16 protein-coding genes are annotated in these 26,912 nt (G+C 33.2%); 11 read left to right on the top strand and 5 right to left on the bottom strand.

The window, feature by feature from the left end:
• Nucleotides 1-85 precede the first annotated feature (85 nt).
• The 5 genes from ACGH6P_RS05850 (at nucleotide 86) to ACGH6P_RS05830 (ending at nucleotide 16,150) form a co-directional block, all read left to right on the top strand.
• Nucleotides 86-2,875, top strand: a complete 2,790-nt coding sequence (locus tag ACGH6P_RS05850) for a filamentous hemagglutinin N-terminal domain-containing protein (protein WP_411596956.1) — start codon at nucleotides 86-88, stop codon at nucleotides 2,873-2,875.
• A gap of 735 nt (nucleotides 2,876-3,610) precedes the next feature.
• A complete protein-coding gene (locus ACGH6P_RS05845; RefSeq protein ID WP_411596955.1) occupies nucleotides 3,611-6,445 on the top strand; it encodes a filamentous hemagglutinin N-terminal domain-containing protein in 2,835 nt (944 codons plus the stop codon).
• A 512-nt stretch (nucleotides 6,446-6,957) separates the two neighbouring features.
• Complete coding sequence (locus tag ACGH6P_RS05840) at nucleotides 6,958-9,543, top strand: filamentous hemagglutinin N-terminal domain-containing protein (protein ID WP_411596954.1); 2,586 nt, start codon at nucleotides 6,958-6,960, stop codon at nucleotides 9,541-9,543.
• 707 nt (nucleotides 9,544-10,250) lie between these two features.
• Nucleotides 10,251-13,181: a filamentous hemagglutinin N-terminal domain-containing protein gene (locus ACGH6P_RS05835; RefSeq protein ID WP_411596953.1), complete on the top strand. Its 2,931-nt coding sequence runs from the start codon at nucleotides 10,251-10,253 to the stop codon at nucleotides 13,179-13,181.
• 332 nt (nucleotides 13,182-13,513) lie between these two features.
• Nucleotides 13,514-16,150, top strand: a complete 2,637-nt coding sequence (locus ACGH6P_RS05830; RefSeq protein WP_411596952.1) for a filamentous hemagglutinin N-terminal domain-containing protein — start codon at nucleotides 13,514-13,516, stop codon at nucleotides 16,148-16,150.
• A 142-nt stretch (nucleotides 16,151-16,292) separates the two neighbouring features.
• Here ACGH6P_RS05830 and ACGH6P_RS05825 read toward each other — a convergent pair whose 3' ends face one another.
• Nucleotides 16,293-16,892: a CHAP domain-containing protein gene (locus tag ACGH6P_RS05825; RefSeq protein WP_267377890.1), complete on the bottom strand. Its 600-nt coding sequence runs from the start codon at nucleotides 16,890-16,892 to the stop codon at nucleotides 16,293-16,295.
• Nucleotides 16,893-17,054: 162 nt separating this feature from the next.
• On the opposite strand from ACGH6P_RS05825, the gene yccX reads away from it, so the two are divergent.
• The 5 genes from yccX (at nucleotide 17,055) to ACGH6P_RS05800 (ending at nucleotide 20,704) form a co-directional block, all read left to right on the top strand.
• Complete coding sequence (gene yccX / locus ACGH6P_RS05820) at nucleotides 17,055-17,333, top strand: acylphosphatase (protein WP_267351719.1); 279 nt, start codon at nucleotides 17,055-17,057, stop codon at nucleotides 17,331-17,333.
• A 101-nt stretch (nucleotides 17,334-17,434) separates the two neighbouring features.
• Nucleotides 17,435-17,998: an LPS export ABC transporter periplasmic protein LptC gene (gene lptC / locus ACGH6P_RS05815; RefSeq protein WP_065559062.1), complete on the top strand. Its 564-nt coding sequence runs from the start codon at nucleotides 17,435-17,437 to the stop codon at nucleotides 17,996-17,998.
• Nucleotides 17,999-18,001: 3 nt separating this feature from the next.
• The gene (gene lptA / locus ACGH6P_RS05810) at nucleotides 18,002-18,562 is read left to right on the top strand and encodes a lipopolysaccharide transport periplasmic protein LptA (protein ID WP_065559063.1); all 561 of its coding nucleotides are present in this window, start codon (nucleotides 18,002-18,004) and stop codon (nucleotides 18,560-18,562) included.
• 1 nt (nucleotide 18,563) lies between these two features.
• Nucleotides 18,564-19,289, top strand: a complete 726-nt coding sequence (gene lptB, locus ACGH6P_RS05805) for an LPS export ABC transporter ATP-binding protein (protein ID WP_065559064.1) — start codon at nucleotides 18,564-18,566, stop codon at nucleotides 19,287-19,289.
• Nucleotides 19,289-20,704 (top strand): RNA polymerase factor sigma-54, encoded by a 1,416-nt coding sequence (locus tag ACGH6P_RS05800; RefSeq protein ID WP_411596973.1) that lies wholly within the window; start codon nucleotides 19,289-19,291, stop codon nucleotides 20,702-20,704. The genes lptB and ACGH6P_RS05800 overlap by 1 nt, the downstream gene beginning before the upstream one ends.
• Nucleotides 20,705-21,026: 322 nt before the next feature.
• Here the strand turns inward: ACGH6P_RS05800 and leuD are convergent, their stop codons facing one another.
• The 4 genes from leuD to leuA form a co-directional block, all read right to left on the bottom strand.
• Entirely contained in the window at nucleotides 21,027-21,629 is a 603-nt protein-coding gene (gene leuD / locus ACGH6P_RS05795) for a 3-isopropylmalate dehydratase small subunit (RefSeq protein WP_267351714.1), read from the bottom strand.
• A 10-nt stretch (nucleotides 21,630-21,639) separates the two neighbouring features.
• The gene (leuC, locus tag ACGH6P_RS05790; RefSeq protein ID WP_267351713.1) at nucleotides 21,640-23,049 is read right to left on the bottom strand and encodes a 3-isopropylmalate dehydratase large subunit; all 1,410 of its coding nucleotides are present in this window, start codon (nucleotides 23,047-23,049) and stop codon (nucleotides 21,640-21,642) included.
• 68 nt (nucleotides 23,050-23,117) lie between these two features.
• Nucleotides 23,118-24,197 carry a 3-isopropylmalate dehydrogenase gene (leuB, locus tag ACGH6P_RS05785; RefSeq protein ID WP_267351712.1) on the bottom strand — a complete coding sequence of 360 codons (1,080 nt, stop codon included), beginning with the start codon at nucleotides 24,195-24,197 and terminating at the stop codon, nucleotides 23,118-23,120.
• A gap of 69 nt (nucleotides 24,198-24,266) precedes the next feature.
• A complete protein-coding gene (gene leuA, locus ACGH6P_RS05780; protein ID WP_411596951.1) occupies nucleotides 24,267-25,814 on the bottom strand; it encodes a 2-isopropylmalate synthase in 1,548 nt (515 codons plus the stop codon).
• 448 nt (nucleotides 25,815-26,262) lie between these two features.
• Here leuA and nfsB point away from each other — a divergent pair, with 448 nt between their 5' ends.
• Complete coding sequence (nfsB, locus tag ACGH6P_RS05775; protein WP_411596950.1) at nucleotides 26,263-26,907, top strand: oxygen-insensitive NAD(P)H nitroreductase; 645 nt, start codon at nucleotides 26,263-26,265, stop codon at nucleotides 26,905-26,907.
• The last annotated feature ends 5 nt before the right edge of the window (nucleotides 26,908-26,912 follow it).

The raw sequence follows: 26,912 nt of genomic DNA, 5'->3' as shown, positions 1-26,912 counted from the left end.
TTTTTTTATAAATTTAATTAATTTTTAATAACTTAATATGCTTTTGTTTTCAGACATCAGCATTAGATACAAGGTGAAAAATACTATGAATAAAAATTTTTATCGCATCGTTTTTAATAAAGTTCGTGGATTATTTGTTGTGGTTTCTGAAATAGTTAAATCTCATCAAGTCATGGCTAGTCATAATCAAACCACAAAAAAAATGGAAGGGTATTGTAAGCAAAAAGATCAATCCTGTACGTTAAAACCCTTAGTATTTTTATCCTATATTGCATTTGGTATGGTTAGTATTGTTGAATCTAGTTACGCAAATAATATCGCTGTTGATCAAAATGTCAGCCAAGAACAACGTCCAACCGTTCAAGGTTTACCAAACGGTGTAACACAAATTGATATCGCAGCACCAAGCAATAATGGCGTATCCCATAATAAATATACCCAATTTGACGTATCAAAAAATGGTGTCATTTTAAATAACTCTCGTGATGGTAGCCAAACACAATTAGCTGGTAATATTAATGGTAATGCATCACTACAAAATAGCGCCAAGGTAATATTAAACGAAGTGAATTCGCAAAATATCAGCCAATTAAATGGTTATATCGAGGTGGCTGGACAAAAAGCCCAAGTGATTATCGCTAATCCGGCCGGCATAACCTGTAATGGTTGTGGTTTTATTAATGCAGACCGGGCAACCTTAACCACCGGTAAACCGATAATGAATGATGGAAAATTGATTGGTTATCAAGTGGAAAAAGGTGAGATAGCCATTACAGGGGATGGGTTAAAAAATTCAGGGCAAGATTATACTGATTTAATCGCACGCAGTGTTAATGTCAATGCCAAGTTATGGGCTAATAAAGAAATCAATATTGTGACAGGTAAAGCGAAGGTGAGTACAGACCTGACAAAGATTGAAAAAGTCGCCTCAGCCACCAATACTGAACAACCTGAATTTGCGCTGGATGTTTCAGCCTTAGGTGGAATGTATGCCGGAAAAATTAAGATGGTCGGTACTGAAGCAGGGGTAGGTGTTCGTAATAATGGGATACTTATGGCCAGTGCGGGAACGATAGATATATCAACAAATGGCAAAATTTTAAATACCGTAAGTGGTAATCTTAATTCTGCGACAGACACCTTATTGAAGAGTGACAATATTGAAAATCATGGCACAATCATTAGTCAGAAAAATGTCATTTTAACGGGAAAAACAGAAGTAAAAAATTATGGTATTGTTAATGCTAAAGAAGACATTAATCTAAAAGCTGAAAAATTGGTTGCCAACGAAAATAGATTATTAGCAGGCAATAATCTTAGTGCAGAAAGTGAGGAATTTCTGAGTACCTGGACAGGGAATGTGAGTGCTAATAATATTACATTAAACGCAGCGCAAACCAAAAATGTGGGGAAAATTAATGCGGCTGAAAGTGTGAAAATTAAAGCATCAAGTGTTGAAAATGCTGGGAATTTATCAGCAGGAGAAAGTATTACTGTATCAAGTGAAAAAATCAAAAATGATTGGTTTGGTGTGATTCAGTCAAAACATATTGAACTTGTAGGAAAAAATCTAGAAAATTATAAAGAAATTAACGCAACTGACAACTTGATCATTGACGTTGTAGATATAAATAATATTAATACGTTAACCTCAGATAATAAATTAATGCTAGCAAGTCAGAACATTCAAAATCATTCAACAGGTCTGATTCGATCGCAAAAAGAATTATCCATAAATTCCAAAATGTTATCCAATAACGGTGTGTTAGCATCAATAGAAAATATGAATGTTATTAGTGATGATGTCTTTAATCATTGGAATGGTACAATGCAATCGAAAATCGTTGATTTAAAAGGCAATAACTTTAGAAATTATGGTGCTGTTAATGGTGTACAATCCATCGATATCGCCGTAAAAGGAATACTTTATAATCAAGGAATTTTATCATCAATTTCACCCGAACCTTCACCACATTCTGAAAGTTCAGAAACACCAAGTTTCAAAATTAATCTATCTTTTGATTCATTTAAAAATGATTGGAACGGTAAAGTTAATGCTGATCAAATAAATCTTGTGAACATTAAAACCAACAATGATCAAGTTAACGAAACGGGTGAATTTATTAATTATAACGAAATGAATGCCAATGACTTACTCAATATTGATGTTAAGAATGTTTACAATCAAGGTAAATTATTGGCAAAAAATGATTTATCTATAACGAGTGACAACTTCAAAAATGATTGGAAAGGCGAAGTACAAGCTAATAATATTACGTTGGTAGGTGCAAAATTTGACAATTACAATCAAGTTTTTGCTAATTCTGAGCTGAATGTCAATGTCGAAAACGCTTACAATCAAGCTAAGCTCTTAACTGAAGGCAAGTTATTAATTAATAGCAATAATTTCAAAAATGATTGGCTTGGTGAAATAAATTCAAATAACATTGAAATCACAGGTAATAGATTTGATAACCGTAATAAATTAATAGCGAATGATACAATGAATATTAACCTGAATGATTTTAATAACAATGGTGAATTATTGGCTAACCAACAAGTAAAAGTAGTCAGTCACAACCTAAAAAATGATTGGTTTGGTTCAATTAAAGCTGAAAATATTGATCTGAATGTTATAACAAATATGGAAAACTTTGGTGAGGTTGAAGCTGGTGATCAGTTAACTATTAATTCTAATTATACATACAACCAAGGCAATGTGATTTCGAAAAGAGAGATTAAATTAGCGGGTAATCATTTTCTCAATGATTGGCATGGTGTGATTAATGCTGAAATTATTACTGACAATTTATCTGATAAAATCGTTAATCGTGGTCTAATTAATGGAAAGTCCACTAATGCAAAAGATGAATAGATTAATTTGATCAATTAATTCTTTTTTGTTGTAAAGATAAGATCCTAGTTTACTGAAATATATCATCAATAGGTAAGCTAGGATCTTAAAAATTAATTTTTTCAATCTTTGTCAACTTATGAGCTTTCTACTCATTCACTTTAATCCCCAAAAAACATAAAAAATTTCTATAACTTACCTAATTAATATCAATAAAATTACTGGTAATAGAAATATCTAGACCGAATAAAATTAAAACATCATCAAGTGCCCAAATATTAAAACCGATTTGATCACACCAACTATCTGCTTAATAGAAATACTTTTTAAACAAAACAGAAAATAAATTAAGTGATAAATTAATAAATTAGAAAAATCTTGTTATCAAAAGTCTTAGCTAACCCTAAAAATTGTTTGGATTAACAAAGAAATGTAAATTACGGATGCACAAATAAAACTTTGACTAAATATAAATTTAATGTTTATTATACATGAATCAAATTATCTAAATGATGTTAATTTGGTGTGTCTGTTTCTTTCTGTTCTACCAAGGATGATGGTTAATTAGTGGATAACTAGCTAATGTTAACGTAATTTATCATCCTATCGATTTCCTTTTGTTGCATTAAATTCAAAATATTATTTGTATTGCCGTATTTAACTATTTTTGTAGATTTATTGAAATAATCATTTGTTTAATATGATGATTTTATTTTTTACGTTTTAACAAAATAATAGGTGAAAGGTGTAAATACTATGAATAAGAATTTTTATCGCATTATTTTCAATAAAGTCCGTGGATTGTTTGTTGTGGTATCTGAAATGACTAAATCGCATCAAGTCGTAACCAATAATGCTAAACAAATCAAAACAGTTCATGTTAACCCTAATCCAATCCAGCATGTTCAGTTTTGCAGATTAAAACCTTTAGTCTTTATGTCATATATTGCATTGGGTTTGGTTAGTGTGGTTAATGTCAGTTATGCCAATAATATCGTTGTCGATCCAACGGCTAACCAAGCACAACGCCCTAATGTGCACAACTTGCAAAATGGCGTAACACAAATTGATATTGCAGCGCCAAGTAATAGTGGTGTCTCTCACAACAAATATAACCAATTTGATGTATCCAAAAATGGTGTCGTACTCAATAATGCGACAGGAAGAACTAATACCCAATTAGCTGGCGACATTAATGGTAATAGATTATTACAAAATCGTGCAAAAGTGATTTTAAATGAAGTTAACTCTCCAAATATTAGTCAGTTAAATGGTTATGTTGAAGTTGCAGGTCAAGAAGCGCAGGTCATTATCGCCAATCCTGCCGGTATAACTTGTAATGGTTGCGGTTTTATTAATGCTGATAGAGTCACGTTAACGACGGGTAAACCCATTATGGATAATGGTAAATTGCAAAGTTACCAAGTTGATGGCGGACGTATTGAAATTAATGGCTATGGTTTAAAAAACTCAGGTCAAGACTACACCGATTTAATTGCACGTAGTGTCCATGTTAATGCGGAATTATGGGCAAATAATGAAATTAATGTTATCACAGGACAAGCTAAAGTAAGTGCTGATTTGAATACCATTGAAAAGCAAGGATTTAATAATCAAGTTGATCAGCCTGAGTTTGGATTGGACGTTTCTGCGCTAGGCGGAATGTATGCAGGTAAAATTAAAATGGTCGGTACCGAAAATGGTGTAGGGGTACGAAATGAAGGAAAACTGATGGCGAGTGCCGGTTCATTGAATCTTTCTGCTGATGGCAAAATTATTAATAAAGGAACGATGCAATCCTCTGAAGGAACTGTCTTAAAAAGTCAATCTGAAATTAAAAATTTAGGCACAATCACAGCCAAAAATGACCTTAAACTTCAATCCCATACGTTAATTACCAATGAAGGAAAACTGTCTGCAAAAAATTCTCTTTCAATAACCAGTGATGATTTTATTAGTATTTGGTCAGGGGATGTAAAAGCGAATAACATTGTGATTAATGCTAAGCAAGCTAAAAATGTGGGTAAAATGAAAGCCTATGAAACTGTCACCATTAATGCTTCAACTGCAGAAAATAATGGGAACTTAACGGCAGGAAAACAAATTACCCTAACAAGCGACAATATCAAAAATGATTGGCAAGGGATTATTAACGCTAAAAATATTAACTTGAATGGGAAAAATTTTGAAAATTATGGCGAAGTTAATTCTGCTGAAAACTTAGTGATATCGATAGAAAATATAAATAATATCAATAAATTAATATCAGATGAGCAATTATTGTTAAAAGGAACCAACATTACAAATAGCGATACAGGATTGATCAAAGCTGAGGACAAAGTTTCAATAGTTGCAAATAACATCATCAATGATGGCACAATCAATAGTGACTCAGTATTTTTAGGGGAAGGAGAGGTTGGGAAAATTGTGAATACTTGGCGAGCAAAAATCAATGCTAAGCAATTATTTGATATTCATGCTAATCAATTTGAGAATTCTGGACAGATAAATGCGGATAATGGATCAATGGAATTACAAGATTATATGTATAACCAAGGTCAAATTACGCTAAATAACAATTTGAATTTATACATTAAAGATTTTAAAAATGATTGGAATGGCAAATTAGCCAGTAATTATATGCATATCAACAAAACGAAATCGGATGCTACTATCACTAATTATGGCGTCATCAATGCTGATAATTTAAATATTTTGAATAATAATGTTTATAATTATGGTCAACTTTTAGTTAATCATACTTTATCTGTAGTAAACAATGCATTTGTAAATAGTTGGCAAGGTATTATCAAATCTGATGAGGTGGATATAAATACGCGTAATTTTGAAAATCATAATGAACTCAAGGCGGGTCAATTACTGTCAATTAATGGGGGTAACCAGTTTTATAATCAAGGAAAATTATTTGCCAATAAACAAATCATTTTAAAAGGCAATGAAGTTAAAAATGACTGGAAAGGTGAAATCAAAGCCGATTTAATTACAATGGATACCAATAAGTTGGATAATTATAATGAAATTAGTGCATTAAATTCATCGGTGATCAAAGTGAAAGACGGCTATAACCAAGGGAAGATTTTTGCATCCGATAAATTGGCAATAAAAACTGATAACTTTAAAAATGATTGGAAAGGCGAAATCAATGCTAACCAAATCGAAATCAAAGGCGGAAATTTTGATAACCGAAATTTTGCAAAAGCCAATGATGATTTCAAATTAAACGTAAGTAGTTTATACAATAATGGTCAGTTACTAGCTAAAAATAAAATACAGTTACACGGTAGAAATTTTCATAATGATTGGTTTGGTTGGATAGCATCAGACACTATTGATTTAGATATTGACTATAATTTTAATAATTATGGAACGCTATCTGTCAATAAATCAATTAGTATACTCGCTAACCTCATCTATAACGAAGGAAAAATAACTTCAGATGATTATATTAAATTAACAGCTAGGACATTGACCAACGACAGCCATGGAATAATTAATGCAAAATATATTGAATCTAAAATAGCCTATATTAACAACATTGGCGTGATCAATGGTATTTTCGTTAATCAATAAAATGCATGACAGTAAGTTATAATTGATAAAATTACTCACCTGGTTTACCAAACGTTATTTCTCGTTTGCTAAATCAGGTTATTAAGATTCTATTATGTTAAATGTTATCTACAGTTATCTCTCACCTTTAATCATTATAAAAAAAAGATATCAATACAAGTCTTCGTTTTTAACCATTTTGAAATTTGAAAATAAAATTTGCTTACAATTCATTAGGTAAAATTCTTTGACTAAATGAAAATTTAAAGTTTAATATATAAACATTAAGTTATCTAAACAATATAAAAATTTTGTTTGCACCGTTAGCTTAATAAAAGTCATTAAGTGTTCTGTAAGTCATTTGCGTGCTTTTTAAAGCATTAATCATAACGCAGCCGTTATAGTTGAATTCGTATTAAATTTTTTAATAGTCTTATCTGATTCTGAAGTCATTTTAGAAAATTTGCTGTCCATAATTTAATATTAATATGATTTATTACGGCTATTAACAAAAAGATGAAAGGTAAAATATTATGAATAAACGTTTTTATCGTATTGTTTTTAATCGGATTCGTGGATTATTTGTTGTTGTGTCTGATATTGCACAATCACATCACGTTGTGGTTAGTAAGGGTCAGCAAGGCAAGCGTATTCACGTCAACAATAACTCGATCGATAATCCCCGATCTTATTTATTAAAGCCGTTAGTTTTTTTATCCTATGTTGCGTTAGGACTGGTCAGTATGACTGGCGTCAGTTACGCAAATAATATCGTTGTCGATCAAAGTGCCAATCAAGCGCAACGCCCAACGATTCAAGGTTTACCAAACGGTGTAACGCAAATTGATATCACAGCACCAAACAATGATGGCGTATCCCATAATAAATATACCCAATTTGACGTATCAAAAAATGGTGTCATTTTAAATAACTCTTCAAACGGTAGTAAAACGCAATTAGCCGGTAATATCAATGGTAATGCATCACTACAAAATAGCGCCAAGGTAATATTGAACGAAGTAAATTCGCAAAATATCAGTCAATTAAATGGTTATATCGAGGTAGCCGGTCAAAAAGCCCAAGTAGTTATCGCCAATCCGGCAGGCATAACCTGTAACGGTTGTGGTTTTATTAATGCAGACAGGGCAACTTTAACCACCGGTAAACCGCTAATGGAAAATGGAAAATTGGCGGGTTATCACGTGGAACAGGGGCAAATAGCCATAACAGGGGATGGATTAAAAAATTCAGGGCAAGATTATACCGATTTAATTGCACGTAGTGTAAAGGTTAATGCGGAATTGTGGGCGAATAAAGAAATCATTATTCTGACAGGTCAAAACAAAGTGAGTGCAGATCTGGCAACAATTAAAAATGTGGTATCAGACACGAATACTGTAAAACCTGAGTTTGCTCTAGATGTATCAGCGTTAGGCGGAATGTATGCCGGAAAAATTCAGATGGTGGGTACTGACGCAGGGGTAGGTGTTCGTAATAATGGGACACTCATGGCAAGTGCGGGAATGTTGAATCTATTGGTTAGTGGTAAAATTTTAAATAATGTGGGGGGTAATATTAAGGCAACACAAGATATCTTGCTAGACAGTCAACAATTAGAAAATCATGGCACAATTGCCAGTCAAAAAAATGTCGACGTGTTGGGTAGAACAGAGATAAAAAATTATGGGATTATTGAAGCGAAAGAAGATATCAAAATCAAAACTAATACATTGATTGCCAACGAAAATAGATTGTCTGCAGGCAATAATCTTAGCGCAGAAAGTGAGGGCTTTCTTAGTACATGGACAGGGAATGTGAGCGCTAACACAATTGTATTAAAATCAGGGCACACTAAAAATGTGGGCAAAATGAATGCGGTTGAAAAGGTGGAAATTAAAGCATCATATGCCGAAAATGCGGGTGATTTATCAGCAGGAGAAAGCGTTACTGTATCGAGTGATAAAATCAAAAATGATTGGTTTGGTGTAATTCAGTCGAAAAATATTACCTTAGAAGGGAAAGATTTTGAGAATTATAGCGAAGTAAATGCCAAGGCTAAATTAAGCATTGTTGCTGATGTTATGAACGTAAATAAACTAACATCTGGAAAGGAAATATCGGTCGTTAGTGAAAAAAATATTATCAATAAAGATACAGGTTTAATTCAAGCTGGAGAAGTTGTTTCATTATCTGGAACAAATATAGTTAATGAAGGTAATATTAAAAGTTCATTTGTAGTTTTAAGTGCCGGACATGTTGGAACCGTGGTTAATACTTGGCGTGGAAAAATAGAAGCCGATAAAGCTGTTTCCATAACGATGAAACATTTTGATAATTGGGGATTGGTAAGTGGTGATGCTGGAGATATTGAATCGATGGGAAAAGTGTATAATCAAGGTCAAATTGCGATAAAATCAAATTTACATTTTAACTATCATGAATTTAAAAATGATTGGAACGGTAAACTATCTTCCAATTACGCTATGATTGAGCCTAGTTCTGTTAATTTTGATAATGATATTACCAACTATGGTCTAATAGAGGTTGGTTCGATGAATGTGATTACTAATAATTTATATAATTATGGGAAAATTTTAGCGACTTATTTTTATTTATCAGGCAGTAATTTTGTAAATAATTGGCAAAGCCTAATAAAGGCTAATGAAATATTTACTCAGTTTGAAAATTTTAGAAATTACAATGAAATCACTGCTGCTAAAAAGTTAACGATTAAAGTTACAGATGGCTATAACCAAGGAAAAATTCATTCATCAAAAGAATTAGATATAGTCAGTAACAACTTTAAAAATGATTGGCAAGGTGAAATCAGTGCCAACACGATTAAAATAGAAGGACAAATAAATGAAGAAGGAATAATTGAAGGACGATTTGATAATCGAAAATCAATCCGTGCTAATGATACATTGAAGATTAACGTAACAGAGTTTTACAATAATGGAGAGTTATTTGCCCAAAATAAAATAGACGGTGTCAGTAAACATTTCAAAAATGATTGGTTTGGCGTTATCGATACTAATCTTCTTGTATTAAAAGTTGAAAATGGGATAGAAAATTTTGGACAGATAAATGCAAAAGAATTACAAGAAATCAGTGATTAGTATTTATCCAACATTTAAAAGTTTTAATCATGATAAATAAAATTTTATCTCGGTAAAATATCATATTGGTTTATCAGTTGTGTTTAAATGACTGATAAGCCAATAATGCCACATTTCGTTCCTTTGATAATCCTTTCGTTCAATTTCCTTCCCTCTATTGACAGATTATTTTGAAATAAAATTTTGTTTTTCATCGATAATTTTGTGATGAAGGTTTATTAACAACATTGATCATTTAACTGTTCAAAAAACATCAATGATTTGTTAATCGGATTAATAAAAGCATCTGATTTGACCTGAACTCCTTAATACGTGGACTATTAAACCAAATATTAAAATTTTATTGTGTGGCATAAACTTCAAAAGAATTAAAGTCTAACTTAGTTAAACTCGAAAATTGACAAAAAAATAAATAAAATCTTTGACTAAATATGAAGTTAAAGTTTATTATAAAAAAATTAAGTTATCTAAATCATATAAAATTTTCCGTTGCTATTAGCCTGTTTATTTTAGGGGCAATCAAATTGTGGTAATGGTTCCAAATATATAAATCTTATCGTTGTCATTTTTAGTTGTATCAATTTCAATAATTATTTGTTTGGTTAATTATAAAAAAAATATGGATTTATTGAGCATGACCCATTGTTTAATAGATAAATATGATTTGTCTTAGCATGTTAGAAAATAGATGAAAGGTGAGAAATACTATGAACAAGAATTTTTTTCGTATTGTTTTTAATAAGACTCGTGGATTGTATGTTGTGGTATCCGAAATGGTTAGTTCCCATCAAGTCATGACAAGTCATAATCAGACTACAAAAAAAATTGAAGTGATTTCTAAAAATAAAAATCAATCCTTTATGTTAAAACCCTTAGTATTTTTATCCTATATCGCATTAGGTATGGTTGGCATTGTTGAATCTAGTTACGCAAATAATATCGTTGTCGATCAAAATGCCAATCAAGCGCAACGTCCAGCCATTCAAGGCTTACCAAACGGCGTAACACAAATTGATATCGCAACGCCAACAAAAGGGGGCGTTTCACATAATAAATATACGCAATTTGATGTTTCAAAAAATGGCGTCATTTTAAATAACTCTCGTGACGGTAGTAAAACACAATTAGCCGGTGATATTAATGGTAATGCATCACTGCAAAATAGCGCCAAAGTCATACTAAACGAAGTGAATTCGCAAAATATCAGCCAATTAAATGGTTATATCGAGGTGGCCGGTCAAAAAGCCCAAGTGATCATCGCCAATCCGGCCGGTATAACCTGTAATGGTTGTGGTTTTATTAATGCAGATAGGACAACCTTGACGACCGGTAAAGCATTAATGAAAGATGGACAATTGATTGGTTATCATGTTGAAAAAGGGCAAATAGCCATTACAGGGGATGGATTAAAAAATTCAGGACAAGATTACACCGATTTAATCGCACGTAGTGTGAATGTCAATGCCAAGTTATGGGCAAATAAAGAAATCACTATTGTGACCGGTCAAGGCAAAGTGAAAGCAGATCTGACAAAGATTGAAAAAATTGTATCAGACACCAATACTGCACAACCAGAATTTGCGCTGGATGTTTCAGCGTTAGGTGGAATGTATGCTGGAAAAATTAAGATGATAGGTACCGAAACAGGGGTAGGTGTACGTAATAATGGAATACTTATGGCTAATGCGGGGACGTTAAATTTATCGGTGGATGGTAAAATTTTAAATAATGTCGGTGGTAATCTTAAAGCAACAAAAGACATCTTATTAAACAGTCAACAAATAGAAAATCATGGCACAATTGCCGCTCAAAAAAATGTCAGTTTAATGGCAAAAACAGAAGTAAAAAATTATGGAACCGTTGAAGCGAAAGAAGATATCAATCTAAAAGCATCTAAATTGGTTGCGAATGAGGGTAAATTGTCAGCAGGAAAAAATATTACTTCATTTAGTCAAGAATTTATTAGTACATGGACAGGTAATATAAATGCTGTAGCTATTACAATAACAGCCAAACGTACCAAAAATGTTGGAAGATTAAGAGCACAAATGATAAAAATTTCTGCTAATTATACTGAAAATGCGGGAAATGTATCAACCACCGATAAAATTAGTGTATCGGGTGATAATATAAAAAATGATTGGGAAGGGAAAATTGAATCAGCAGATGTAGATTTAGAGGGGAAAAACGTTGAAAATTACGGTGAAGTTGAAGCTAAGGATAAATTAAACATAGTTGCAGATGACGTGACAAATGAGAACAAATTAACCTCAGAAAAAGATTTAATCGTACATAGTGATAATATCACCAATAAGGATAAAGGCTCAATTCAAGCTGGAGAAAATGTTTCATTAGAAGGAAATAATATCGTTAATGAAGGTGAAGTAAAATCACCAACGGTAAACTTAGGAAACACATCTGAATCGAAAATAACCAATACATCGCAAGGTAAAATCATTGCAGAGGATCGAATCAATGTAAACGGTATGCAATTTGATAACCATGGTTGGATTACCGGTAATTGGGCTAATATAAGATTAACTAACGGAATGTACAATAATGGTAATATCGCTTTTAAAGATAAGATGGAATTAAATATTAAAAATTTAAAAAATGATTGGCAAGGTATTTTAAAAAGTTCAAAAATACGTATCAAAAATGATGACTCAGGGACAGATTTAACTAACTTTGGTGTTATTGATGCAGATAACATGAATTTACAACTTGAAGAAGTATCCAACTTTGGTCAATTGTTAGCAAAGGAGTCGCTATCTTTAAACGCTAGCAAATTGGAAAATGGTAGGGAAGGCATCATAAAATCGAATAAAGTTAAATTATCTTCATCAAAAATCTATAATTACAATCAAATTATTGCTAAAGAACAACTTGAAATCAATTCTACTGAAATATTATATAATCAAGGAAAATTATTGGCTCAGGATAAAATAGCAATATCCAGTAATTATTTTAAAAATGATCGGTTAGGAGAGGTAAATGCCGATGAAATAAGTCTAAATGGTATTACTGTTAATGATTTGGTTTCATTTGAAGATAGTAGGTTTGATAACTACAATAAAGTTACTGCCAATAAAAATTTAAAACTTGATACAGCTGATATTTATAATCAAGCGAAATTAATAGCAGTTGAGCGATTAACGACTAAAAGCACTAATTTTAAAAACGATTGGCAAGCGGAAATCAGCGCTAATAAAATTGAAATAAACAGTGAAAATTTTGACAATCGAAAAATCGTAAACGCAAAGGATAAACTCGTTATTAAAGCTGGACAAATTTATAATAATGGCGAGATATTTGCCAAAAATGAGATATATACAGAAACTAAGCAATTTAAGAATGATTGGTTAGGAATTATCAAAACTAATAATATCAATGTAGCAGGTGGAAATAATATCAACAATTTAGGTACAATTAATGTTGATAAATTAGATAACACTCAACATAATCAGCGATATAAAATCGAAAATTCGGCTTCAGAGATATTTTTCACTTTAGATAATAATACTTTTTCCAATGACAAACAAAATACAATAAAAACGGAAACTATCATATCTAATATTACGGATATGATTATTTTCCATATAATGCATCGCGATTATAACAATCAGAAAAATCAATAAAATCTTATCTTTATACTAAGGTTTGATGAGGTATCCTATTGTTATTATTCAATAAAAAAATCGATATCACAGGGAATTTATCATAATTCCCTCAATGAGTTGTAATTAACTTAAATTGTTTCGCTGATCCTCCTTATCTAATTTAAATGTTCTTGATGTAACATTAGACTAAAAAAATTAATAGATCTTATTGATGATATTAATAAACGATAAAACTTCTTAAGTTTTAATTACTGTGTCAAATTTTTTCAATGTTCACTGAACTTTTATTTATCTAAAAATTAGCTGTATATAACTTAATGCATTAACAATTGATGAAAGGTGGAAATAATATGAATAGAAATTTATATCGAATTATTTTTAATAAAGCTCGAAATGTATTTATTGTTGTATCCGAACTGGTTAAATCGCATCAAATGGTGGCAAGTAATAAAAATAAAGTTGGAATAATTCATCAAAAACACGGCTCAATTTACCCAGCAAAATCCTTCAAAATAAAACCTTTAATATTTATATCGTATATCGCATTGGGAATGGTTAGTCTGATTGATAGCTGTTATGCTACCAATATTGTCGCAGACAAAACAGCCGATCGTAGTCAACGCCCCGATATTTATCAACATTCTGACGGCATCAAAATAATTAATATTACTAATCCATCGAGTAGTGGGGTTTCACATAATAAATATACTCAATTTGATGTATCCAAAAAAGGAGTGATATTAAATAATGGAACAGATCGATATGCAACGCAATTAGTGGAGTTTGTTAACGGTAATATATCACTCACACAAAGCGCTAAAGTCATTTTGAATGAAGTCAATTCACCTAATATTAGTCAGTTGAATGGATACATTGAAGTGGCCGGTCCAAAAGCACAAGTGATCATTGCCAACCCAGCGGGTATAACCTGTAATGGATGTGGTTTTATCAATGCTGACCGAGCAACTTTAACAACCGGTAAACCGCTAGTAGAAAACGGAAAATTGACTGGGTATCAAGTTGAACGTGGACATATTTATGTTACGGGTCAAGGCTTAAAAAATACCGGGCAAGATTATACGGATATCATTGCTCGAAGTGTGAAAATTAATGCTGAATTATGGGCTAATAAAGAAATTAATGTGATAGCAGGTCAAAATAATGTCGGTACAGATTTAAGCTTTACTGAGAATAAAAAAGATGAAATCTATCAAGATAGATTTAATTATGGTATTGATGTATCTGCTTTAGGTGGCATGTACGCAGGTAAAATTACATTGAGTGCAAATGAACAAGGTGTCGGTGTGCGTAATTCAGGAACGTTGGGCGTAAGTGCTGGAGACCTTAACATCAATGCCAATGGTATCATTATTAATAACAATTATATGATGGCAAAGGACTCAATCAATTTTAATAGTTCTGAAATAAGAAACAATACGACTATAGAAAGTGGAAAAAATCTTAATATACAAAGTCAATATGTAGAAAATTTCGGTAAGATTTCCGCTGGAGAACAATTTACTGCTGATAGCGGTTATATATTAAATACAAATGATATCAAATCAAAAAATGTTCAACTTAAAGCTCAATATGTTAAAAATTATGGTGTTATTGAAGCAAGTAATGATATAACTATGAAAGCTAACAACACGTATAATGCAAACAAAATATTGGCGGAAAATAATATTGCCCTATCTGGTTACACTATTTTTAACGACAAACAAAGTTTGATTCAATCACAGAACCAAAACATCCAACTAAATTCTAGTATTTTTGAAAATCAAGGCACGATAAAATCATATCATCTTTATGTAAATAGTGATGACTTTATAAATAACAGCACTGGAAATATTGAAATTGGTAAATATATTAATATAAAGGGGTCGTCATTTAAAAATTATGGTTTAGTTAAGTCTTCAGTTGATTTAGATAGTTCGGTAATTCATTTGAATAACTATGGAAAACTTTTATCCGATCGCATTAATATAAACGCTTTTTACTTTATAAATGCAGGGAAAGGTGAGTTAACAGCTAATTCAATATCTTTAACTGGTTCAAATTTAGAAAACTACAATGTAATATATGGAGGTGAAAATTTATCTATTTCTGAAAAAGAATATCTTTACAATCAAGGAGAACTGAATTCAAAAGGGGATCTGTCCATTTACGGCAAAATTTTCAAAAATGACTGGAATGGTAGGATTACTTCTTACAATATATCACTATCAAGTGAAAAACTTGAAAATCATAATTTAATTGAAGGGTATAATAACTTAACAATTAACGCTACTGATTTATATAACCAAGGCGAATTATCATCTTTTAAATCAGCGTTGATAAGTCAAGGCTATTTCAAAAATGATTGGAATGGATTCGTTAAAGGTAGCAATATCACGATTACTGGAAAAAATTTTGAAAACCATAACCAAGTTACTGCAGAAAAGTTATTAAGTATAGATTCAACAAAAGTTTATAATCAAGGAACATTAGCTTCTGAACAAACCTTAAATACCAATTCAGATTATTTAATAAATGATTGGAAAGGTCAAATGCAAGGATATGATATCAATATTTCAGGAGAAAAGTTTGAAAATAATAATATTGTTGATGTATACAAAACAATGTCTATAAAATCTAAGGATGTTTATAATCAAGGAAAACTTATTTCTGAACATACGATAGATTTAACACCAACTAAACTGTTCAATGATTGGAACGGTGTAATTATTGCTGGATTAGGATTATCAATATCAGGTAACGAATTTGAAAATCACAATCTAGTTAGATCTAACACTGTACAGAAAATTGATGTTGATAAAGTTTATAATCAAGGTCAACTAATTGGGGATAAAGAGCTTTATATAAAAGCAAAAAAAGTTAATAATGATTGGCACGGTAAAATTTATGGTATTAATATTTATGTTGATGTTCCTGAACTAATCAATAATGGATTGATTATTGGAGATATCAAAAGTAAAGAGTTATAAGTAAATTATTGAACTGCTTTTTTACAAGAAACAATAACGATCCTAGTTTATTGATGGAAAAAACTGGGATCGTAATTAACTATTTATATAAATTATAAATAGTTTTTAAATTTATATTCTCTTAATAATGATTAATTTAACATTAATTTTTACGCAGATAGCCTAAAACCCGAAATGAATCAATCTTCCATAGACCGTCTTTATAAATTAAAGGAATCGTTTCACGAGAGCTAGCATTAGGACCAGGGTTTTGCTGGACAATTTCTATCTCATTATCGCTGACTTTACTGATAATAGCGACATGACCATATCTGCTCCATCCCATGACAATGATATCCTCAACTTGAGGTTTTGACCCTAAACCATTGTGATATTGCAGTAGATTACGTTTGGGATTGATTTTTCCGTCGGCGATAGAATCATCAAAAAAATCTTTCGCATGACCATAACTATCTGGCATCTTATGATCAAAGCGCTCATAGTAATAACGCTTAATAAATTCGACGCATTGGTATTTCAAACCGAGATTATATCCATCTTTAGACGTATTGCGTCCACTCACATTACCTACATGACCATTATAGTAAACTTTGACACCATTAAATTCATCGACAACAACGCCTACTTTATCTGTATCAACCAGAAAATACGCATAAATTTGTTGACAAAAAAGGTAGCTACTTAATGACAAAATCAACATAATTAAAAACAAACTTTTTTTATATTTGAAGAGTCGTTTCATTGTTATTCCTTATTTAATCATTTGAGTATTTAGGTTTTGTTTTTTATTCATCATAGCTTTTTATCAATAAAAGTAAAATATATAAAATATGAATATATTGATTCAAATATCAATATAACTTCATTATTATGGACTAAGAAAATAGTCGTATAAGGTTGTGACATGATAAGACTAATTAAAATTATAGTAAGTGGTTCGGTGCAAGGTGTCGGTTTTCGTTTTTTTACTTATCAACAAGCAGTAAAAATAGGCTTAGTGGGTTATGTTAAGAATTTAGAAAATGGTGCCGTTGAAATAATTGCACAAGGTAATAATCAACAGATTTCACAGCTAATACTGTGGTTAGAGCATGGTGGACCGCGATCTGCTCGCATTACCCAAATTAATATGAGTGAATTACCACTCCAAGAAAATTTAACTTCTTTTAATGTCAGATATTAATTTAATGAAAAATGCAGTAAAATATCTTAAATTTCTGGCTTAATTAAATAATATTTTTTCCTAACTTGTGATTAACTTTATGAGCGTAATTGACTTCTGTTATGAATAAAAAAAACTTAATCTGTATTTTACTTCTCATTATTGTGATTGGCGTTTACTATAATTATCAGAAAGATAATGATGTTGTCACTCAACCTATTACAGATTTATCTAATACGCCTATTTATCAAAGTGATGAAATGATAACTAAAATTTATGATTTATCAGGAGAAATTATTTATAAAATTGAATCAGCACATGTCCGTTATTTTGATGATACGGATAATACCGAATTTGATTTACCTAATTTTACCCTTTATGATGCCGATCATGTTGCCACTTGGCATATTAAAGCAAAAAAAGCAACCTTGACTGATGATAAATTGATTTATCTTTATCAGGATGTTCAGTTAGATAATCTTGTGCCAGATGCTCAATTGCAACAAGTAAAAACGGATAAAGCGGTGGTTGATTTAAATACACAACATGTCACATCTAAAGACCCTGTAATACTCAAAGGCATTGGATTTTACTCTACAGGCATTGGGTTAGATGGTGATTTACAAGCCAAAACGGCTAATATCCTTGAAAATATAAAAACGTATTATAATACTGAGGCAAAATAAAAAATGAGTTCGCAAAAAAAAGTTATTCTTCCATTATTTTTACTATTATCTGTGTCATTTTGTTGTTTTGCGGATCAATCCAATATTCAAATTTCAAATGAAAATCAAGAACAAACGCCAAAAACAACAATTAACAATAAACCGATTGCTATTGATGCCGATAATCAACAAATTGATATTGAAAAAAATACCATTACTTTTAGTGGTAATGTGAATATTGTTCAAGATGAATTAACTATTATTGCAGATAAAGTTGTTATTACAGATATGCAAGATTCATCAAAACAAAAAATCACTGCTTATGGCAAACCAGTAAAGTTTAAGCAAATCTTACCTGAAAAAAATAAAATTGTAACAGGTCACGCTTCACAAGTAATCTACAGCGTTAAAGACAATAAGGTAACATTGCAAGGTAATGCCCACATGTATCAACAAGATAATCATGTTAGCAGTGAACTCATTACTTATGATGTCAAAAAACAATACATTACTGCACATTCAAATAATAACGCACGAGTTAAGAGCACTATCTTACCTAATCAAGTTAAAGAGATGAATAAATAAAATGTCAATATTAAAGGCAGAAAATTTAGCCAAAGTTTATAAAAAACGGCGCGTTGTGGAAGATGTGAGCTTAACAGTCAATTCGGGCGAAATAGTCGGATTGCTAGGGCCTAATGGCGCAGGTAAAACAACCACATTTTATATGGTCGTTGGTATAGTGGCGTTAGATGCGGGTAAAATCTATCTGGATGACGATGATATTAGTATTTTACCATTACATGAACGTGCTCAAAAAGGAATAGGTTACTTACCTCAAGAAGCCTCAATTTTCAGAAAACTATCTGTTATTGATAATATCATGTCGATTTTAGAAACTCGCCGAGACATAGATAAAAATGAAAAATTAGAAAGAGCAGAAGAACTGCTTGAAGAATTTCATATTACGCATATTCGGGATAGTATTGGTCAATCTTTATCGGGTGGTGAACGGCGACGAGTTGAAATTGCCAGAGCTTTAGCGGCTAATCCAAAATTTATTTTGTTGGATGAACCTTTTGCTGGCGTTGACCCGATTTCAGTAATTGATATTAAAAATATAATAAAACATCTACGTGATCGTGGACTTGGTGTTTTAATCACTGATCACAATGTACGTGAAACTTTAGATGTCTGCGAAAGAGCTTATATCGTCAATAAAGGTCATTTGATTGCCGATGGAACACCAAGTAGTATCTTAAGTAACGAATATGTCAAACGCGTTTACTTAGGAAATGAATTTAGACTATGATAAAACCTAGTTTTCAGCTGAAAGTATCCCAACAATTATCGATGACGCCACAATTACAACTTGCTATTCGATTACTTCAGTTGTCAACTTTGGAATTACAACAAGAAATTCAAACCGCACTTGAAAATAATCCTTTATTAGAAATTGCTGAACACTATGACGAAATTAACGTTGACGAAAGTGCGGTGACTGAAAATTTAGATACCCGTGACGCATTAGATAGCCCAGAAATACCTGAGGATATACCATTAGATGCATCCTTAGATGATATTTATTCAGCTGGGACGCCGTCTGGTACTTATTCGGATTATTGTAACGATGAATTACCTATCTATCAGGGTGAAACTCATGAAACGCTATACGATTATTTGAAATGGCAACTTGATCTTACCCCTTTTAGCGAGACTGATCGCGCCATTGCAATTTCAATCATTCAAGCCATTGATGATCGCGGTTATTTAACGGCGACAACTCAAGAACTGCTTGAAGCGCAAGGTAATGCTGAAATAGAGCTTGATGAAATTGAGGCTGTTTTAAAGCGGATTTGGCATTTTGACCCAATTGGCGTGGGAGCCAGAACGCTACAAGAGTGTCTGTCAATTCAAATTCAATATTTAGATGCCCCAAAATTAGTTAAACAGATAATTGATAATCATTTGGAATTATTGGCAAGCCGTGATTATCGAACATTGAAAAAATTACTCAATGTGAGTGAGGAACAACTTAAAGCATCGATTGAATTTATCAAGCATTTACATCCTTATCCTGGTGACCTGCTGAATACGACGCAACCTGATTATGTTGTTCCCGATGTACTAGTTAAAAAAGTGGCTGGTAAATGGCAGGTTGAGTTGAATACTGATACCATACCCAACCTACGCATTAATCAACACTATGCGAAAATGGCAAAATCGGCTAATGATAGCGATAGTCAATATATTCGTGCAAATTTGCAAGAAGCGAATTGGTTTATAAAAAGTATTGAAAGTCGCAATGAAACTTTATTCAAAGTGAGTCAATTTATTGTTGAACATCAACAAGCTTTTTTTGAGCATGGAACAGAGCAGATGAAACCGTTGATTTTATCTGATGTTGCCACGGCAATTGATATGCATGAATCCACTGTTTCGAGAGTAACATCGCAAAAATATTTGCAATGTCCGAGGGGAATATTTGAACTCAAGTTCTTTTTCTCCAGCCATGTTAATACGGAATCAGGTGGTGAAGCCTCATCTACTGCAATTCGAGCTTTAATCAAAAAATATATTTCAGCAGAAGACCGAAAAAAACCGTTAAGTGATAGTAAGTTAGTCTCAATATTTGAAGATCAGGGTATTATTATTGCACGCCGTACCGTCGCCAAATATCGAGAAGCGTTATCTATTCCACCGTCAAATCAACGCAAACAACTTTAGTTATACCGTTAATTTTATTCAATCATCATTTATGGGTGATAACTTTACTGACTGGTGATGAAGCACAATCTATCAACCATTGAAAATGATCGCTAGATTGTTTAATTGAATTCACTCATCTTGATGATTTATTGTCGTATTCTTTGTTACTTTTTATTCCTTATGAACAATTTATAGTCATAATTTTCTGATGTAAAAATAAGTTGCGGAAGTATATATTATATTGGTCATCTAAGTGAAATGTTCTTGGGTAACTTATTTTAAAAAAAGGTGATATATCATCGCTTAAATAGTAATAAGCGATGATATCTTCATTAAGAGTTTATGCTAAAAAAGAAGGGATTTTATGTTCAAATGCACTGATTGCATCTTCATGTTGTAGCGTTAAACCAATATTATCTAATCCATTTAATAAACAATGGCGTTTAAAAGCATCAATTTTAAAAGGATATTGCTTATCGCCTGCAATCACGACTTCGTTAACCAGATCGATAGTAAATTCGATTCCTTCATTGGCTTCAACAATTTTGAAAAGTTCATCAATGTCTTCTTCTGACAGATTCACTAACAATAGTTGATTGTTAAACGAGTTGTTATAAAAAATATCGGCAAAACTCGAACCGATAATCGTTTTAAACCCATAATCTGCTAATGCCCATGGTGCATGCTCACGGGATGAACCGCAGCCAAAATTTTCACGTGTTAATAAAATACTGGCGCCTTTATAACGAGGTTTATTTAAAACGAAATCAGGATTAGGTTGTTCGCCAATATCATCTAAAAAACGCCATTCATGAAAAGCATGTTTACCAAATCCAGTGCGAGTCACTTTTTGTAAAAATTGTTTTGGAATAATCGCATCGGTATCAACATTAGCCGCATCTAAAGGAACGACTAGTCCTGTGTGTGTTGTAAATTTTGCCATGACCGTCTCCTTAAAATGGTTTGCGAATATCTGTAAAATAGCCAGTGATTGCTGCTGCGGCTGCCATAGCAGGACTGACTAAATGCGTTCTGGCGTCTCGACCTTGTCGTCCTTCAAAATTACGATTACTGGTCGATGCACAGCGATCCCCCGGCGCTAATTTATCATCATTCATGGCTAAACACATTGAACACCCAGGTAGACGCCACTCAAAACCCGCATCGATAAAAATCTTATCTAAACCTTCGGCTTCAGCTTGTTGCTTCACAGGCCCCGAACCAGGCACCACTAAAGCTTGCACGCCGTTAGCGACTTTACGTCCTTGAGCAATTTTTGCCGCGGCACGGAGATCTTCAATTCGAGAATTAGTACAGGATCCAATAAAGACTTTATTAATCTTGATATCACTCATTTTTGTCCCTGCGGTTAATCCCATATAGGTTAATGCACGCTGAGCAGACTGTTTTTCAATGGGATCGGCAAAATCATTTGGGTTTGGCACGGCGGCATCAATGGATGTGACCTGTCCGGGATTGGTTCCCCAAGTGACTTGTGGGGCAATATCTTTGGCTTCAAGAGTAACAACACGATCAAAATGTGCACCGTCATCGGTTTTTAAGGTTTTCCAATAATCTACCGCTTTGTCAAAATCGTCCCCTTTTGGTGAAAATTGGCGACCTTTTAAGTATGCAAAGGTGACTTCATCGGGTGCTATCAGACCAGCCTTAGCTCCCATTTCAATTGCCATATTACATAGTGTCATACGGCCTTCCATTGATAAGGCTTTAATGGCCTCACCGCAAAACTCAACGACATGCCCTGTGCCACCAGCACTGGTTGTCTTACCGATAATGGCTAAAATAATATCTTTAGCGGTAATGCCGTCGGCCACTTGACCTTTCACTTCTATTCTCATGGTTTTAGCACGACCTTGTTTTAAGGTTTGCGTTGCTAATACATGTTCAACTTCTGATGTGCCAATACCAAAAGCGAGTGCGCCAAATGCGCCATGTGTTGCGGTATGTGAATCCCCACAAACTATAGTCATACCGGGTAATGTCATCCCTTGTTCTGGGCCGACAACATGGACGATACCTCGCAATGGGCTGTGTAGCCCATAAAGTGAAACACCAAATTCTTCAGCATTTTTGGCAAGTTCAGTTAATTGAATTTGAGCCATTTCGCTACATGCATTTAAATCATTACTTTTGGTTGAGGTATTATGATCCATGGTTGCAAAGGTTTTATGGGGTTGTCTCACTTTTCGATTCATCGCCCGTAAACCATCAAAAGCTTGAGGTGAGGTCACTTCATGAACTAAGTGACGGTCGATATATAAAATAGGTGTTTCATTTGGCGCTTCATACACAACATGCGCATCATATAATTTTTGATACAATGTTTTTGGGTTTGTTGACATTGCTTTATTCCTTTATTGTTATCCTGAAGATTAACCGAATTTTTTCAACTTAAGCATATTAAATTTTGTTAGATAAAACGGCAGATAGCATCGCCCATTTCATCGGTTGAAACATACTGACCGCCTCGAGCTAAATCAATTGTTCTGATGCCTTGTTCCAGCGCTTGATTAACTGCATTTTCAATTGCTTTAGCAATATCATCACGTTTTAAGCTATAACGGACTAATAATGCTAAAGAGAGTATTTGGGCGGCTGGATTGGCAATATTTTTTCCTGCTATATCGGGCGCACTACCACCAGCAGGTTCATATAACCCAAAACCTTGCTCATTTAGACTCGCAGAAGGTAGCATTCCCATTGAACCGGTTATCATGGCACATTCATCCGATAAAATGTCGCCAAATAGGTTTGAACATAAAATCACGTCAAATTGTGAAGGGTCTTTCACCAGTTGCATAGTGGCATTATCAATATACATATGTTCAAGCGTGACATCGGGATAATCTTTAGCAATTTCAGTGACAACTTCTCGCCATAATATTGATGTTTGTAAAACATTGGCTTTATCTACCGAGGTGACTTTTTTACGTCTAATTTTAGCTGCTTCAAAAGCCATTTTTGCGATACGTTCAATTTCAAATCGATGATAGACTTCGGTATCATAAGCTCTTTCTTGGGCACCTGTGCCTTCACGTCCTTTGGGTAAACCAAAATAGATTCCGCCAGTTAATTCCCGCATACATAAAATATCAAAGCCACGTTTAGCAATGTCTTCACGTAAAGGACAAAGTTCTTCTAAACCTTGATAAAGACTTGCTGGTCGCATATTAGCAAATAATTTGAAATGTTTACGTAGTGGTAATAATGCACCACGTTCTGGCTGTTGATCAGGGGGTAAATGTGTCCATTTAGGCCCGCCAACAGATCCAAACAATATGGCATCGGCTTTTTCACAACCTTCAAGTGTGTCATTAGGTAGTGGACAGCCATGAATATCAATCGCTGCGCCACCCACATCGTATTCACTTGTGGTAATAGAAAGTTGATATTTTTGACGGATAATATCAAGCACTTTATAGGCTTGTTTCATGACTTCTGGCCCAATTCCATCCCCGGGTAATACTGCAATATGGTAATTTTGTGACATGTTTTTATTCCTTAACAATCTCATTAAAATTGGTTATTTTGTTCCTGATGAACAAAACAAGATTCGTTCTCAATCATGATGTAATTTTTGTTTTTCCTCGGCAACTTGGTTTGCTCGATAAACATTATTCAAGACATTTATCAATGCTAAAGCTGACGAATGCACAATATCGGTAGCTAGCCCAACGCCGTGAAATTTTCGACCTTTATATTCAGCAACAATATCAACCTGACCTAGCGCATTTTCGCCTTGACCTTTTGATGCCAATTGATATTTAACAATTGAAATAGGTTCGCCAGTAATACGATTTATTGCTTGATAAACGGCATCGACGGGGCCATTACCAGTTGCTGCATCAGAGAATTTTTGATCACCAATAATTAAGCTTACTGATGCAGTCGATACGACCGTGGAACCAGATTGAACATTAAAGTAATCTAATTTGTAATGATCTTGTTCATCTTTCAATTGATTAATGAATATTAATGCTTCAAGATCATAATCAAAAACTTGTCCTTTTTTGTCTGCCAATTCAAGAAAAGCTTCATAAACTTGATCTAAATTATAGTCTGTATCATGGTAGCCTAATTCTTCTAAGCGATGCTTAACTGCTGCACGCCCTGAACGTGAAGTAAGATTCAATTGAATTTGGTTTAACCCAATTGATTCTGGGGTCATGATTTCGTAGGTTTCTCGGTTTTTTAGAATACCATCTTGATGAATACCGGATGAGTGCGCAAAAGCATTACTGCCAATAACGGCTTTATTCGCCGGTATTGGCATATTGGTAATTTGACTGACAATTTGACTGGTACGATAAATTTCTTGATGATTGATATTAGTATGAACATTTAGGATATTTTGACGAACTTTGATCGCCATAATCACTTCTTCTAAAGCGGTGTTTCCTGCTCGTTCACCTAAACCATTCATCGCCCCTTCAATTTGCCGAGCACCTTCTTGAATCGCGCTAATCGAGTTAGCCACCGACATACCCAAGTCATCATGACAATGAACAGAGATAATCGCTTTATCAATGTTCGGGACACGTTCAAATAAGGTACGAATAATGCCACCAAATTGATAAGGAACAGTATAACCGACAGTATCTGGGATATTGATCGTCGTTGCCCCGGCTTTAATTGCCGCTTCAACGATCCGACATAAGTTATCAATTGGGGTACGACCTGCATCTTCACAAGAAAACTCCACATCATTAGTATAATTACGTGCACGCTTAATGCAGTGCACAGCCCTGTCAACGACATCATCAAATGTCATTTTTAATTTATCTTGTACATGTAACGTCGATGTTGCCATAAACGTATGAATGCGAAACTGATCCGCAACTTTCAATGCTTCAGCTGCAACATCAATATCCTTATCAATACAGCGTGATAGCGCACAAACCCGGCTATCTTTAATGGTTTTTGCAATGGTTTGTACCGATTCAAAATCACCGGGAGATGAAACAGGAAAACCAACCTCCATAACATCAACTCGCATTCGTTCTAAAGCTAATGCAATTTGCAATTTTTCTTTTACACTTAGACTTGCTTGTAATGCCTGTTCGCCATCACGTAATGTTGTATCAAAAATAATGACTTGGTTGCTCATTGTTTTTTCCTTTTCTTATTTAGCGCTATCTCGGTGTTTAGCGTTATAAAACAAAAAACCCGCACTTTAGCGCGGGTTCTTGTTAATTTGTCGAGTATTTTATATTTAAAACTTTTACTCCAAACACAAGCTATCCGCGCAAGACAATGCGAGGAGGAGGCTGAGGTTGTGAGTTAAAAAGTTAATAAACATAAAAATCTCTAAATTCAACAGTTATACAAAATAAATTGGTGTTATTTTTATCAAATGCTGATGAATGTGTCAACGATTATTTGTCAATGAATAAAAAATATTCTAAACTAAAATTGTCTATGCCTTATTCTAACTATTATTCTCGACTAATTTTCAAAGTTCGTCCTATCAAAATAATATATTGAGCGTCTTATCATTCTGGTTATACTATTTCTTATGGTATTAATTATTTAAATCATTAATTAAGGACATTAAAATGAACATAGTTGAAATTTCAGAAAAACGTTATACCACAAAACATTATGATCCAACTAAAAAAATTCCGGCTGAGGTGATTGAACAACTTTTAACAGTATTAAGAAACAGTCCATCTTCGGTTAACTCTCAACCGTGGCATTTTTATATTATTGACAACGAAGCCGCTAAAAATAAAATTTTGCCAGCAATAGCTGATTTTAATCAACCACGTGTCACCGGCTCATCACATACTATTGTTTTTTGCATTAAAACCCCGTTGGATGAAGCCCATTTAGTCAATCTCCTTAATCAAGAAGAGAAAGACGGACGTTTGCCTTCGGCGGAATTAAAGGCGTCTCAAGATCAGGGTCGACGTTATTTTGTAAATTTAAACAGCAAGACACCCGAATCACAACAGTGTTGGGAAGGTAAACAAGCCTATATTGCGTTAGGGCAATTGCTTTTTGCCGCTGCGGCAATTGGTGTGGATTCTACTGCAATAGAGGGTTACGATTCTGCAAAAATGGATGAAATTTTAGATCTTAAAAGCAAAGGATTGAAAAGCATTGTGGTTGTAACATTAGGTTACCGTGCTAAAGATGATGGCAATGCGCATCGTCCTAAATCACGTCTGCCGAAAGATCAAATCTTCACCTTCTTATAATCTGA

The sequence above is a fragment of the Gilliamella sp. CG25 genome (assembly GCF_046635705.1).
GTDB lineage: Bacteria > Pseudomonadota > Gammaproteobacteria > Enterobacterales > Orbaceae > Gilliamella > Gilliamella apicola_I.
Note: the sequence above shows the minus strand (reverse complement) of the source record. Positions and strands in the feature narration are given on the sequence as shown.